Origin of the sequence: Neobacillus pocheonensis (assembly GCF_050477905.1) — a bacterium.
Classification (GTDB): Bacteria; Bacillota; Bacilli; order Bacillales; family Cytobacillaceae; genus Neobacillus; species Neobacillus pocheonensis_A.
Genome location: NZ_JBCNAD010000033.1, coordinates 1 through 14,645, shown reverse-complemented (window position 1 = coordinate 14,645; position 14,645 = coordinate 1). Strand labels below are relative to the sequence as shown.

14 protein-coding genes are annotated in these 14,645 nt (G+C 42.7%); 6 read left to right on the top strand and 8 right to left on the bottom strand.

The genetic code is table 11. The annotated features are described in order from the left end of the window. Positions 1–168 precede the first annotated feature (168 nt). The 5 genes from ABES02_RS18215 to ABES02_RS18195 are packed head-to-tail and all read left to right on the top strand — an operon-like array spanning position 169 to position 4,414. Positions 169–738 carry a hypothetical protein gene (locus ABES02_RS18215; protein ID WP_430137921.1) on the top strand — a complete coding sequence of 190 codons (570 nt, stop codon included), beginning with the start codon at positions 169–171 and terminating at the stop codon, positions 736–738. Between the two features lies 1 nt (position 739). Next, entirely contained in the window at positions 740–2,080 is a 1,341-nt protein-coding gene (gene nosD / locus ABES02_RS18210; RefSeq protein ID WP_430137918.1) for a nitrous oxide reductase family maturation protein NosD, read from the top strand. Next, the gene (locus ABES02_RS18205) at positions 2,044–2,841 is read left to right on the top strand and encodes an ABC transporter permease (protein ID WP_430137915.1); all 798 of its coding nucleotides are present in this window, start codon (positions 2,044–2,046) and stop codon (positions 2,839–2,841) included. The genes nosD and ABES02_RS18205 overlap by 37 nt, the downstream gene beginning before the upstream one ends. Beyond that, positions 2,838–3,515 carry an ABC transporter ATP-binding protein gene (locus ABES02_RS18200; RefSeq protein WP_430137913.1) on the top strand — a complete coding sequence of 226 codons (678 nt, stop codon included), beginning with the start codon at positions 2,838–2,840 and terminating at the stop codon, positions 3,513–3,515. The genes ABES02_RS18205 and ABES02_RS18200 overlap by 4 nt, the downstream gene beginning before the upstream one ends. Continuing rightward, on the top strand, positions 3,512–4,414 hold the full coding sequence (locus ABES02_RS18195) for a FixH family protein (RefSeq protein WP_430137910.1): 903 nt from the start codon (positions 3,512–3,514) through the stop codon (positions 4,412–4,414). The genes ABES02_RS18200 and ABES02_RS18195 overlap by 4 nt, the downstream gene beginning before the upstream one ends. Before the next feature lie 226 nt (positions 4,415–4,640). On the opposite strand, the gene ABES02_RS18190 is transcribed toward ABES02_RS18195, so the two are convergent. Both ABES02_RS18190 and ABES02_RS18185 read right to left on the bottom strand, forming a co-directional pair. Next, a complete protein-coding gene (locus tag ABES02_RS18190) occupies positions 4,641–5,495 on the bottom strand; it encodes a Cof-type HAD-IIB family hydrolase (protein WP_430137908.1) in 855 nt (284 codons plus the stop codon). A gap of 69 nt (positions 5,496–5,564) precedes the next feature. Further along, entirely contained in the window at positions 5,565–6,227 is a 663-nt protein-coding gene (locus tag ABES02_RS18185) for a DNA alkylation repair protein (protein WP_430138352.1), read from the bottom strand. A 127-nt stretch (positions 6,228–6,354) separates the two neighbouring features. Here ABES02_RS18185 and ABES02_RS18180 point away from each other — a divergent pair, with 127 nt between their 5' ends. Next, the gene (locus tag ABES02_RS18180) at positions 6,355–6,510 is read left to right on the top strand and encodes a hypothetical protein (protein ID WP_430137906.1); all 156 of its coding nucleotides are present in this window, start codon (positions 6,355–6,357) and stop codon (positions 6,508–6,510) included. Positions 6,511–6,557: 47 nt separating this feature from the next. Here the strand turns inward: ABES02_RS18180 and ABES02_RS18175 are convergent, their stop codons facing one another. From ABES02_RS18175 to ABES02_RS18150, 6 genes are all read right to left on the bottom strand, one after another. Continuing rightward, entirely contained in the window at positions 6,558–7,190 is a 633-nt protein-coding gene (locus ABES02_RS18175) for a proline-rich domain-containing protein (protein WP_430137903.1), read from the bottom strand. Positions 7,191–7,261: 71 nt separating this feature from the next. Next, positions 7,262–8,365, bottom strand: a complete 1,104-nt coding sequence (locus tag ABES02_RS18170) for a PRK06851 family protein (RefSeq protein ID WP_430137900.1) — start codon at positions 8,363–8,365, stop codon at positions 7,262–7,264. 89 nt (positions 8,366–8,454) lie between these two features. Further along, a complete protein-coding gene (gene ybaK, locus ABES02_RS18165) occupies positions 8,455–8,931 on the bottom strand; it encodes a Cys-tRNA(Pro) deacylase (RefSeq protein ID WP_430137897.1) in 477 nt (158 codons plus the stop codon). 88 nt (positions 8,932–9,019) lie between these two features. After that, entirely contained in the window at positions 9,020–11,482 is a 2,463-nt protein-coding gene (locus ABES02_RS18160) for a S8 family serine peptidase (protein WP_430137895.1), read from the bottom strand. 195 nt (positions 11,483–11,677) lie between these two features. After that, positions 11,678–12,328 (bottom strand): response regulator, encoded by a 651-nt coding sequence (locus ABES02_RS18155; RefSeq protein WP_430137892.1) that lies wholly within the window; start codon positions 12,326–12,328, stop codon positions 11,678–11,680. After that, a complete protein-coding gene (locus tag ABES02_RS18150; RefSeq protein ID WP_430137889.1) occupies positions 12,303–14,168 on the bottom strand; it encodes a GAF domain-containing sensor histidine kinase in 1,866 nt (621 codons plus the stop codon). Before ABES02_RS18150 ends, ABES02_RS18155 begins: the two co-directional genes overlap by 26 nt. Between the last annotated feature and the right edge of the window lie 477 nt (positions 14,169–14,645).

The window sequence follows — 14,645 nt, the reverse complement described above, 5'->3', positions numbered from 1 at the left end:
AGACGAGCTGGCGGGAAGGTTGCTTTTTAACCTTCTCGACAGATTGGCTTAGACCAAAGAGCCCCTAGGCGCTGTAGCTAGACATTATAAGTAAGGAGTGGGTATCAATTGCTAAAATTGATACCCCTATCCTTTTAACTAATTTTCACTATATTAGGAGTGGTTAACTTGATTGGTAGTAGTAAAAAGTTATCAGTGGTTTCTTCCTTAATTTTAGCGGTATCTGCGATTTTAATTGGAGGTTCTCTATTTTTCCCTTGGTGGAAGATGGTATTCATAGCTCCGCAATATCCAGAAGGATTAAATATCATTGTTTATCCAAACAAGCTTGAAGGTCAAATAGATATTGTCAACGGGCTAAACCATTATATCGGCATGGCAAACTTCAGTGAAGCAAACTTCCCGGAACTTAAGTACCTGCCTTATCTGATTGTCGGCTTAGCCATTATCACTCTATTAACGGCGCTGCTTCGTAGAAGAGCAATTCTTTACGGATTGATTGGTGTTTTTGCCATTGGCGGACTGCTCGGTGTTCTTGACCTCCATTCTGCTTTGAAAAAATTCGGAACCAATTTAAGTCCGCATGCTCCAATTAAAATTGATCCATTCGTACCGCCAATCTTAGGGCATAATACGATTGCTAATTTTCATACCACCAGTTTGTTTGGGACTGGAATGTATCTAGTTATTGCTGCGTTTCTTTTATTATTAATTCCGTTATGGAAGGATCGAAAGTAACATGAAAAAGCTCACGCTCATCTCTTTAGTTTTTTCTCTCCTTTTATTTGTGAAACCTGAGAAAAATATGGCAGCCGAAAACTTACAAGCGATTATCGACTCCATGAAAGAGGGGGCGGTATTGAGACTTGAAAATAAAACGTATGAGGGCAATATCGTTATTCATAAAAGCATGACGATTATTGGCTCAAGTAATACCGTGATCAAGGGAGACGGAAAGGGAAATGTCATTTCCATTAAGGCAGCCAATGTGAGGCTTAGCCACCTAACTGTGACTAACAGCAGTATGGACCGCAATTCCGCTGAAGAATATGCCGGCATCAAGATCTATACAAACAACAATGTGGTGGAAGATGTCAAGATCCGCCATTCCTTTCACGGAATTTATTTAAGCCAGGCGCATCATAATATCATCCGTGATAACAATATCAAGGGCATGGGCAAAGGTGAAATAGCCGCCCAGGGGAACGGACTGCACGTTTATTATGCCAATGATAATCTAATTGAGCACAATACAGTCGAAGGCACAAGAGACGGGATGTTCTTCGATTATGCAAACAACAATAAAAGCTATGAAAATAACATTTCAAAAACAAGATATGGCTTACATTACATGTATTCCGATGAAAATATTTTTAAGAAAAATACCTTTACGATGAACACCGGTGGCGCTGCCATCATGAACTCGAACCATCTTAAATTAGAAGATAATCAATTTATCGTTAACTATGGAAATCAATCGTTTGGCTTAATGATTCTTCAAGCCAATGATAATTATATAGCAGGAAACACGTTTTATATGAACCAGCGGGGCCTTTATATTGACCAGGCAACCCGAAACACGATTAAGGACAACACAATCGTTCAAAACCAAATTGGCATTGAGCTATGGGCCAGCTCGAATGATCAAACCTTTACGTTAAACCATATTTCTGACAATACGATTCCAGCCGTCACGCTTGGCGGCACGGGCGAGCATAATTCCTGGAGTAAAAAAGGAATGGGAAATGATTGGGGAAGTTCCTTCCCACTTACCGACCTTAACCAGAACGGCATCGGCGATTTCCCAATTACCTACCGCTCCTCGTTATATCAATTAATTGAGGATCAAGAATTAACGTATTTATTTTTAAAAAGTCCAGCGATTTCAATCTATGAAAAAATTAATGCCACGCTGAAGGATGAGGACGTCATGTTTAAGGATCCACACCCATTAGCCGCTGCAAAGGGCAAGCCGCATACGATTCTATTGGTTGTTTTAGGTGTGCTAGTGGTGTTGATTTTACTAAAGGGGAGACAAAGGCTATGCATTACATTTGGAAGGAATGGAAGGAAAATATAAGGGGTAAAGGGCTGTGGCTTTCTTTAAGCATTATCGTTCTTCTAAGCATTAGCATTTTATTTCGCTCAACTAGTCTTTCCTTTGATAAAGGCTTTTATATTCTGCTAATCAATTTATTTGATACAGTCATTTACTTTATACCAATCTTGTGTTTGTTTATCGGCGCCTTTTCTATTTTTCAGGAAAAAGAACAAAAAACGCTAATCATGCTGCTAACGAAAAGGGACAACTACACCAGCTTTTTATTTAGAAAGAGTCTAGGGCTATACACGTGCGTCCTTGTTCCGCTAATCACTTGGTTTTTCGTCTATCTATTATTCCTAAAATTTAACTTTCAGTTAGATATTAAAAGCTATTTGATTTTTGTGACGGCTGTTGTTTGCATGGCGCTTGTGTTTTTACAAATGGGTGCGGCAATTGGCAGCATTAGCCGATCAAGAATGCAAATTTTAGGGTTTACGATTTTTGTCTGGTTTTACTTTTTCTTCTTGCACGACTTTATCCTGCTTTCGTTTTTGCCGGACGTAACCTATGAAAATGTTAAATTCTTTTCGTCTATATATTTTTTAAATCCGCTTCAGTCAGTACGGATGTTTCTTGAAACCGGAATGGGTGTCTATTCCTTCGGCCATATGTCGAGACTCTTGCAAGCGTTCATGTGGACGAAGCCTGTATTCTTTTTAATTGGAAATCTGCTTGTCTGGCTTGCCGTTTCCTTCGGTACAGCTATTGTCTTCAACCGGAAGGAGGGCCATGAATGATTAAAGTAACCAATTTAAATCAATCCTTCGGGAAAAAAATGGTGCTGGATTCGATTACAATTGAGATTGGAAACAACGAAATCTGTGCGCTTGTCGGTCGAAATGGGGCCGGTAAATCCACGTTCATTAACAGCCTGCTCGGTTTGCTTCCCGTGAAGCAAGGGACGATCGAGATTAATGGCATCGAGGTCACGAAGAAAAATCAGGTCTGGAAAAAGACAATTGCCTACTTGCCCGAAAAATTTATGCTCTATCCGATGCTGACGGGACTTGAGAATCTGACCTTTTTTGCCGAAGCAGTTTTTAAAAAAGCGAATTTGGGCAGAATGGAGCAGGTGTTGAAATCAGTCAGCCTGTGGGACGACCGCGACGTCCAAGTGAAGTCCTATTCTAAAGGGATGCTGCAGCGTCTTGGCCTAGCAATCACCCTTTATCAGGATTCTGGCATTTTAATTCTTGATGAGCCGACAAGCGGCATCGACCCGATGGGAAGAAAGGAAATTTTGGACGTACTTGGGTCTCTAAATGATAAGACCATTTTGCTTTCCTCTCACCATCTCGATGAGATTAGGCAGGTCTGCACACACGTTGCTTATTTAAATAATGGAAAAATGGAAAAATATACGGTAGATGAATTTTTGCAAACCCACAATTTAGGAGGGATTGACGCATGAGAATTAAGACGATTTTCGCCTTTCTGCTGCTGATTGCGTTGCTAACCGGCTGCAGCTCGGGCCCTGATTATAAAATTGAAGTCACAAAAGATCTTTATTTTCAAAAGGATGCAGCAATGCCGTTTGAGATTAAAGTAACTGAAAATAAAAAAGCGGTTAAAGGATTAGACGTATCGGCTCAACTTTCGATGACGAATATGGACCACGGGACATATGACGTGAAATTAAAGGAAGGCAAAACTGGAACTTACTCTGGTTCGGTAAAGCTGCCAATGGGCGGCAAATATGAAGCTGCGTTTACATTGAAGAAGGACGGGAAAAAGACTGAAAAAGTCATCGATCTTAACGTTACAAAGCCTAAAGGTGTTGCGACCATTAATGGCGAATGGATTACAAATGATGATGTCGCTTTTTATCAATTTATTAATCAGCTACAGCTAGAAATTAACCGCGAGGCTGCCAAGAAAAAATATATCGGTAAGCAGTTAGAGGAAGAACTGGCCTATCTTGATTCGCAGGAAAAAATCAGCAACGATAAAAACCAATTACTAACGCAAATTATCCGCTTGCGCGCAATGGCGATGCTGGCTAATGAAAAAGGCCATAAGGCTACGGACGCAGAGGTTGAACAGGCCGTCACTAAATCCCGCGATCAATATAACCAATTTGAGGCTGCCAAAGGCTTAATCAAAGAGTATGGCGAAGAAAAGTTTTGGGCTACTGAAAAGCAGCAGTATCTATTAATTGTTATGTCCCAAAAGGTACAAAAGGATGTCATTGAAAAAGTCAAAAAAGAGAATCCGAATGTAGGGGAACAAGAAGTCTACTTCCTAGCCCAAAAAGCATACGAGGATTTGCTCGTCTCACAAGTAAATTCGTTAAAGATTGAAATTCTTTAAATATCACGAGTCTAAGGTCACTTTTACAACCAAAAGTGACCTTTTTTAACATACTGAAGACATCATTTTCAGATTACATGACTTAATTATCGGATAGCGTGCTCCAATCAGCGGATAGCGTGCTCCACAGCGGATAGCGCCACCCAATCAGCGGATAATTCACTTTTATCAGCGAAAAGCATATTTAAGAATCGGATGGCCCTGGTCGGCGTTTCCACTTTTCTATCTAAAGAATTTCCAATATTGCCTTCGCTACTCCGCTTTCTTCATTTGTATCAGTTACAACGTCACACAGTGATTTTATGTAGTAGCTGGCATTGCCCATGGCAACCGATCTTCCCACTCGTTCAAACATTGAAACATCATTCAAATTATCACCCATCGCCATCGTCTCAGATAACGCAATCCCATTTGCATTTACAAACGATTCAAGGGCAATTCCTTTTTGGGCATTTTTATGGGTAATCTCAATGTTTTCATGGCCTGATGAGGAAATTTCTAGTTCATCGATTGTCACAAGCGCTTTGTTAGCTGCATCTAATCTGTCAGCATCAAAGGAGAATGCTAGTATTTTATAAATCTGGTGGTCTTCATCTGCAAAAAGCATTTCATAATCGTCTAGCTGATGGACTAAGCCGTTGCGAACCCTGGCCCCTGCTTTATAAACAACTTCCTCCTTGTTCAAATCCGTATTCGCACTCATTACGATATCCACCAGTATCGAGACCGCTTTTTCTGCATCTACCGTGAAAGTCCCCTTGTTTGTGTATACCTCATAATAAATATCATGCTCCGTCAGCTTGGAGGCGGCTTTTCTAGCCAATTCCTTGCTGATTGGGTTTGCGGAGATGATCTCGCCGTCCTTCGACCGGACTTCTGCTCCGTTCACACAAATAAGCGGACATTTCAGTCCCGTTTCAGCTAATGCAAAGGTTGCTTCTTGATACGATCTTCCTGTCGCAACCACAAATTCAATTCCTTTTGCTTGTGCTTTTAAAATCGCTTCTTTATTTTCCTGACTCACTTGCTGTAAGGCATTTAATAACGTACCATCCATGTCTGATGCAATACATTTAATCATGTTGTCCATCTCCTCTGTTTTGTTAAAGACATTCTAACATGAGTTTCTGGATAATTCCCCCAAGAAGGCTCAGCCTACATACTTGCTGCCTTCACGAACACTTAATGGGGCTAAGCGGTTGCCTTCAATAAACTTTTTTACCGACATGGGATTAGACTTGGAATATTCTCTTAAAGCCCAGCCGATAGCTTTTTGGATAAAAAACTCCTTGCTGTCAGCATTTCCCAGGATATATTTATAGAGCAGCCCTTCATTCGTGTTCCCTTTATATTTTAATTGAAAAAGTATCGCCGCTCGGCGGAGCCACATATTGTCATGGATGGCCCAGCCATCAATCGTTTCTCCAATCACTTCAGGAAACTTATCAGCAATTTTTCCAACCGCTTTTGGCGCAATGGCATCGACGGTATCCCACCACGATTTCGTTGTAATCAACGTTTCCATAAACTCCAAATCACTTTTTTCCAGCTTATTAAGCGATTTTTCAATATAAGTTAATGCTGTATATTGGAATTCTCTTTCAGGCTTGTCCCAAAGCCCGGTAACAAAATCATGATCAAATGGTTCTTTGAGAATCCCAGTCTCTTTGAAAAATTGTTTTTCTAGTTCCTTTCGTATTGGGGACTTGATTCCTAGAAAGGGGAAATGGCCCTTCATATAGCTTTCCATTGGGCCGGCATCCGCTGGATTTCGGTTTTCGTCAAATAACTTGGTCAATAATGCGATCAACAATATCACTCCTCTCACCTTGATTATTCTCCCTTCTTACTTTTTTCCCTTTCTATTTATTTCAATACCTCCGCATAAACGAATTTACCAATGCCAAACTAAAAGTGGATAAGGAAAGGAGGTCAATTCGTTGACAAAGAAAGTTAACAAAGGCAGCGGCAACCAAAATTCACCTCAGGCCGGGCATGCAGAGGCTGAGTTTGCGAGTGAGTTTGTAAGCGGCGATAATAGTAAAGGGAACAAGCGCAATAAAGGTCAGCAAAGCAAGACAAATCCACATGCATAAGACAGAAAAAATCGACTTTCACATTTGAAAGCCGATTTTTTTATCGATTAGTGACAGCTAAACGAGCGGATTCTGTCTAGATCCATTCCATAGTATTCCCAGTGGTAACCTCTCCAGCGATAGCCTGCAATTGAGGTTCTGCCCACATAGGTTGGATAGTACCAGAAACTTCTGCCGTTTCTTAACCAAATATAAGTGTAACGGTAGAGGCATGGCCTGATACCTCCAGGATCAACTGCATACAAGCCTGCAGTCTCCTGTGGAATATAGGCTGGCGGCGGTGCGGTCGGTGCCCCGCCATGTGGCGGATGATACCCTCCTCCTAGTGGTGGTGGATATTGTGGGAATCCTCCGTGCGGAGGTTGATGCTGGCCTCCTCCGTACGGCGGTTGGTGCTGGCCTCCTCCGTGCGGCGGTTGATGCTGACCTCCCCCGTACGGCGGTTGGTGCTGACCTCCTCCGTACGGCGGTTGGTGCTGACCTCCTCCAGGCGGTGGTTGGTGCTGGCCTCCTCCGTGCGGTGGTTGGTGCTGGCCTCCCCCGTACGGTGGTTGGTGCTGACCTCCTCCAGGCGGCGGTTGGTGCTGGCCTCCACCGGGCATTTGTGTCTGACGCAAGAAATCTTCATGAGGCACACCATGGATTAGGCCGTGACCATAAGGGTAATTCAAATAATTCAAGGCATAAAACCCCCTTCTATTTGTTTTCCCTCTAATGTATGCACTACGCCTAATTTGGTGAAATCTACTACTTAATCTACTTTCGCTGCAGCGACATTTCTTATTTCATCAGCAATTTTATCTTGAATTCCTTCCACAACAGAAAAATCCATGGCCGCAATGTAAATATCCTCTAATTCATCATGGAGCTCTTTTGCCTTTGCCAAATAAGAAGTGGCTTCCACCATTTTGCTCTTATAATTGGTCGAAATTTTACTAAGGATATCTTCAAAAATTTCATCTGTCCCTTGAGCAATCAATAATTCATACATATCAATGATCTCATCACCATCGCGGCTTGGGAAATATTCATGCGGTGCAGTACTGTCAAAAATTGCGATTCCAAGTTCTCTGAAAATGACCATATCTAAGCTATGTGGATCAAAACCGCAATGATAAATTTCTGAATCTACACCTCTTGCTTCAGCCGCTGCAGCCAGCTTTTTCAGCATCGTTGATTTCCCGGATCCAGGCCGTCCTTTGATGAAGTAGCGCTTCGGAATCTCTTCGGTGAGATTTGGAACGTAATCAACCGCTCCTTTTGGCGTTGCGGCCCCTAAAAAGCGGTGGCGGATATCGGATTGCTTGCTTAGCTTCATTTTTCCAAAAAACGTATCAATTAATTTGTTTGTTAATTGATCGGCTTTTTTGAAATCCATACTGTTAATATAAATTTTTTCCCAATCATCGTGGATATCCAGTGCTTCCTTGAACGTATCATAGGCCTTATGAAAGGACTTATTAATTTGTTGGGTTAATTTTAAGATCGTATTTTTATGAACAGCCAGTGCCCTGGCATTCCAAGCCTCACCAAGGTTTATATATTCTTCAACGGCACCAGGTGCTTTCGGTTCAATCACGTGTGGCGCGGTTCCATCAACAATTCCCACCTTCAACGCTGGGATAATCACACCATCAATCGAATTATTATCAGATGAACAATGAAGAAGTTCGATATCAAAGCCTTTTCCAACCCATTCATTGCCGATTTTTTTCATCAGTGAAGATTTACCTGTTCCAGGTCCGCCTTTTAAAATAAATATCCGGTCAAGTCCTTGGAGATTTGAATCATACAGATTGTGGAACCCCCTAGCTGTATTACCGCCGGCAAAATAATTCTTAATTTTACCTGCCACTCTTCAACACTCCCTCTTTATGACAATCGCAAAGTTTTTTCACCATATCCTATGCTTTTGTCATTATTAGGTGAATGCCTAGAAAAATTTCATTTAGAAATATCGATAATTTTAGCCTTTGTCAGCTCTTTCAGTTTCTCTGGTTCCAGCACTATCTGCATACCAATTTTCCCTGCACTTACGACGATTGTCTGGATTTCAAGGCAGCTTTCATCGATAAAGGTTTTGTACTCTTTTTTCATGCCAATCGGGGAGCAGCCACCGCGGATATAGCCCGTCCATTTTTGAATATCCTTCACGGGGAGCATTTCTACATTCTTTTCTTCGGCCGCTTTCGCTGCTTTTTTCAAGTCCAGTTCTTCGGCCACCGGAATGACATAAACATAAATATTTTTACTCGCGCCTTGTGCAACAAGCGTTTTATAGACTTCATTCGGATTCTTGCCGACTTTTTCAGCCACGGAAACTCCGTCGATTTTCCCATCTTTGTTGTCGTATGTAAGTATGTCATATTGGACTTTTTTTGCATCTAATATTCGCATTGCATTTGTTTTTGACTGTGCCATTTTGATCATCCTTTAATGTAAACTACTAGTAGTATATCAATAATTTCATGAAAAAGGAGAGCCCCGTGTAAGGCTCTCCTTCCAAAAATTATTGCAGCCAAGCCTGGAAATAACGCGTTACGGCGACAGCATAGTCGCCCCTTGTTATTTTTCCTGATGGATTAAAGCTCGCTTCCACTGTTGGCACCAAATCATATGGGCCTTGCTTAACGGCAAAGGTGGCATTTAAAATATTGAGGTCAAGCGCTGTTTGGACATATCCTCTAAGCGACGCAGGAATGGACACACTATCCTTAACCGGAATTCGTTCATCCTTATATAAAACCGTTATCGTATCGCCGCTGAACTCCTTGGCCTGCTTTTCTAAACCAAGTGCTTGAACGAGGGAATAGGCGAGTTCCGCGCGGCTGACCTCACCGTTTGGATTAAAATTGCCGTTAGCATCCAAAAGCATAACGCCGCCCTGCGTCTGTACTCCATCGCGGATTGCTGCTCCTTTAGCCGCAACGGCTCTAGCAAAAGGCAGGTCCGAGGACAGGACATCCTTCAAGGCTGGGGTCTGACTTTGGCGAATTCCAGCGCCCATCACTAAAAACCGAGCTAAATCTTTACGTAACAGATTCTGTTGCGGCTTGAAGGAACCATCCGCATATCCATCTACTAATCTTTCACTTACCGCCATTTGAATCGCAGAGGCAGCAGGATTGCCTGCGATATCATTTAGCCCGGAAAAACCACTTACCTTCGATGTAGAAATTGTCCCCTGAATCGTTTCAGGCAAGCCTACACCAACTGGATTGGCTGAATCATAGTGCAAGCCGTCGATCTTTACCTGCCAGGACCCAGCCTTAGGTGAATTGACGGTGGCCGTACGGTCAGGGTAAAGCGTGAACAATAAACTGATCCCAGAGCTATATTCCATGCCATCCGGCGCAATTAAAATCAGGTTGACCGGATTCCCAGTTTGACCAAGTAACCCATAAGCATCAATTCTTGCGGATAATTGCGATACACCTGCCGGAACATCAAAAGAGTAGGTATTTGACGTTGACAGCAGGGGGTTATAGTCCACTTGAAATGGGGATCGTTCAACAGAAGCGACAGCATTGCTATTAAAGGTTTGATTGGCATTCACTGTCTTGCCATAGGTGCTGCCGAAAAGAACAGCATCCAATGCCGCATAGGCATTGACATATCCGCTTCCGACTTCCCAGGTTTCATAACCAGGCATATTCGTCGAGGTATCCTGCAAGACCTTCTTAATTTCATCTGGCGTTAAGGTCGGCTTCGCTTCGAGTAGAAGAGCAACTATTCCTGCAACATGCGGGGTTGCCATCGAAGTACCGCTCATGACCGTATAGTATGGGAGATAGGCCGGTTCAATCGTTGCGGCATCATCAGTAGCTGCTAAGGAAGAAACCGGACCAAGTGCCCTTGTCGAGATAATATCAACACCCGGTGCTGTAACACTCGGTTCATCCCTCCATGTCCACGTTCGGCCGTCGAGTTCAAACGTGCCGCCGACACCCTTTGTTCCCCGCGAAGAAAAATCCGCCAATGAACCATCCTTTTCACCTGCTGCCACGGAGATGACCCATGGTGCCTTGGCATATGGATTATGAGTGTTTTCGCCTGGCCCTTCATTTCCTGCCGCAAATAAGACAGTAATGCCGTGATCATATGCCGCTTTACTTGCTAGATTGATAGGGTCATTTGGGTCAAAATCGCCTGAAGAGCCCCATGAGTTTGTAATCACACGAATATTGTATTGGGATTGATGGGTAATCGCATAATCGAAGCCGCCAATTCCATCAAGGACCAATAAGGCAGCACCAGACCCATACCCGATTAAGTTTGCACCAGGGGCAACCCCTTCATATTTTCCATTGGAGGCCGCACCTGTTCCGCCGACAATCCCGGCAACATGTGTACCATGGCCTGAATTCGTGTCTGTGTTTGGAACATTTTCAACATAGGTTATTGGAAGTAATCCCGGTTCCAGACTATTTAAATTCAAGCTCGCCATTACGTTTTGAACCACATGGCTGCCAAACTGCAAATCTTTATGTGTGCCATCGACACCGCTATCATTGATAACAACCCCGACACCTTTACCTGTCAGCGGCAGACCGCCATTTGCCTTTTGCATCGCAGCGTCTGTGCGCGCCTTATCAACGCCGGTAATATTGGTAGCATCAGCATTGTAATATTCAAGTTTACGATTTAAATAGATGGATTTAACACCTGGTGAAGCAGCCAGTTTATTGATTTGATCTTTTGTGGCGACAACGCCAGCTATCGGCAATGCCTTCATCGTTGTTCCTTCGGTAAGACCAACGCCCTTCAATAAATCGAGGTCAGACTTCGATGGCGCACCTTGTCCTGCAAAAGTTACGATGACCTGAAGGGGTTGTACCGCTGTTTCGAGGGCTTTTACTAATCTACTATCAAGAACTGCAGAAGTCACCTCCGCATGAGCTTTTGATAGATTTGGCAGTACAAGTGAAAAAAGTAATAAGAAAGCAAGTAAGCCTGAAAACCGCCTTTTCACATGACATTCCTCTTTTCATTTTACATTTATAGGATTATTGTCTAAAAATTCGATCTGATTTACTATTCAGCAAAGGAAGTAATTAAAAATGGAAAAGGTACTATTTTCAACTCGTACAAAAGTAATAGTCATTAGACCTTTAGGCTAAAAAAGGTGTCAGGCACTATGTGAAATTTCCACATGGTGCCTGACACCTTATGTCAATGGGACAAGTTGGTGTTGAACGGCGTAAATGACGACCTGGGAGCGGCTTTTGACGCCTAGTTTTTTGAAGATGTTTGACACATGAATTTTGACAGTTTTGTCGCTGATGTATAGGGCACCCGCGATTTCCTTATTATTCATTCCCCTTACAAGGCACAAAAGGACCTCTCTTTCCCTTCCAGTCAGAGCACCATCTACTTTCTCCTCAACTGGCTCTGCTGCCTTTGGCTGCTGAAAGGCAAGAAATTTCTTCGTCATCGAAGGATGAATCACCGATTGCCCGTTCGCAACCGCCCGGATGGCATCAACCACATGCTGGGAGGGGGCATCCTTCAGTAGATAGCCATCCGCCCCTTCACGAATCGCGGACATAAAGTATTCATCATGGTCATACATCGTCAGCATTAAAATTTTCACTGATGGATAAAGTTGCTTAATCACACTTGTGGCTTCTATGCCATTCTTCTCCGGGATATTAATATCCATCAAGATAACATCAGGCAGCTCCTCCTTCACCTTGGCGATGGCGTCATTTCCATTCACGGCTTCTGCGACCACTTCAATATCTAATTCCAGATCTAAAATATTCTTTAACCCATCCCGCAAGACGGCATGATCATCGACTAGCATAAGCTTGATCACGTAATTCACTCCCTTCAATCCCCATCCTTGGTACCGTTAAGGTAATTTCTGTTCCAGCCCCTTCCTTGCTGTCAACCTGGAGGGTGGCTTGGATTTTTTCAGCCGCTTCATTCATATGCAAAATTCCAAAATGTGGATGCTCGCGCGCCTTAATCATCGCCTGGAATAGCGAAAATCCTTTGCCATTATCCTTTACCTTCAATAAAACATGCTCTTTTTGATAGCTTAAGAGAATATCTATTTTAGAAGCTTCCGCATGCTTCATGGCATTTTGTATACTTTCCCGGCAAATCTCAAACATAATTTTTTCAACCATTGGACTTAACTGAAACTCAGGACCTCGGGTTTCTAAGGAAATGGGGATTTTTGATTCCCACTCCACTGCTTTAATCTTAGTGGAAATAGCCGAAAGCAAACCGACCCGTTCGGTTGGATAAGGCCGCAATGCATAGATTGATTCCCTGACTTCCTTAAGGCTCAGCCTCAGTTTTTCCGTACTTCCATTCATTAAGCGAAGCGAGTCCTCGGGCATCTTGGTAAATTTCCGCTGGGCGGTTTCTAAATTCATAATCGCCCCAGCAAGCGACTGGGCCACTCCGTCGTGGATTTCACGGGCAATCCGATTTCTTTCTTCTAAAATTAACCGTTTTTCCTGTTCGGCAAACAGCCATCTGGTCTTGATTAAGACAGCCAGCTGATTAGCAAGTGTGGCGGCCGACTGCATATCCTCTTCCGCAAAGCTTTTCGTGCGAATCCTGCCAAACACAAACATGCCGACTAGTTCGTTTTCGAGCATCAATGGGGCATATAATAACGAAGCTACTTCACTTGTAAAAATTTCACCAACGGGACCAGCTGCCTTTTTCGTATTGTGATAAACCGTTAGTTGCCCAAGTGAATCCAAGCCATGCTCCATTTGCTCTGTTAAAGCCCATTTTTCTTTGAGCAGTCCGGATACCGTCTTTAGCTTCCAGATATCCCTTTCTCTTTTCCATAATACCCAGGCATCGACATCAATAAATTCTTGGAGATTTTCCGTTAAAAAGGTGAGCCAGTCGGCGGCGGCAATTTTTTTATTTAATTCCGAAGAGATACTGAAAAGCGCTTTTAGCTTGGCTTTTTCTTTTTTTAAATGAGCAATAATAGAGCTTAATAGAGCAAAACAGACCAACGGTGAAAAAAAGAAGAAAAAGGAAATCACGTCAATCGTTCCTCTATTTTGACTTCCTAAAAAATAAAAGAGTACAAGATAGCCGTACGAAATAACAAAGCTATTCATTTCCTGCAGCATCTTCCGCTTCCACACTTTTAAGCTATAGACTTGCGGTCTGACAGCCAACACGATGTCAACGATGAAGTTATTAAGGACGTAAAAAGGAAGCATTAATATGCTAAAGTGAATAATTTCCTGGATGACTCTCGAATAGGCTTCGATTGGCAGCACCGGATACACTGACGTACTGATTAAATGGGCGCAATAAAGGCTTACAATCAATACAGCCGGGTTAAAAAAAACGAGTCTTAGCGGCCGCCATTTGATGAGATTAATCGCGGCGACAATGATTCCATAAAAAACAAGCGTATAGGGAAGTCCATCTATGACATAAATTGCGTAAACAAGCGGAAAAGAAATGGTTAGGGTTCCTTTCCAAATCGGAAGGGGGAAAAACTCAACGATAAAAAGGAAAAACACAAGTAAGGCAAAAATCATCGGCTCATTCGGAGCAGTTAATTTTACGAGTCCAAATTGAATAAAAATCACCGTTCCGATGATGGAAATGAGCAGCAGGAAAAGCCTTGAGAGGCGTTCCTTTTTTTGCAAAAGCTCAGAATGACTCACGCAACCCCTCCTAATCTATTATTAAAAATAACGTAATTTTCAGTTAATTATTATTGTACTGGAAGGATATAAGAAAAACAATTATCGAAATGCAACCAAACTTAAGTACGATGAAAATTTTCCCCAACTCGTTAAGCACGCAAAAAAACCCAGACCGGCACAATGAGCACACTAACCGATCTTGGGTCCCGCAAACCTGGTGGAGGTTTGTTAACCATATTATCACATAGGTAACTCTCTTTTTCTATTTGCCAAAAGGATTATTCTCTACTACAACCTTGGTAGTACTCTCTCTTTTAACAGAATCACCCAAAATTTGTCACTCGTTTGTCACTCTATGAAACCATAAGTATAGTAAACTAAAGTAAATTGGAAAAATTCTCTTATTTATAGGCTCTGTTAAATTTGGCTGTTGATTTCCGCTCCAGGCGCTCGCTTTCCGCGGGCGTGCCGGGGAGCCTCCTCGGCGCTTTTGCG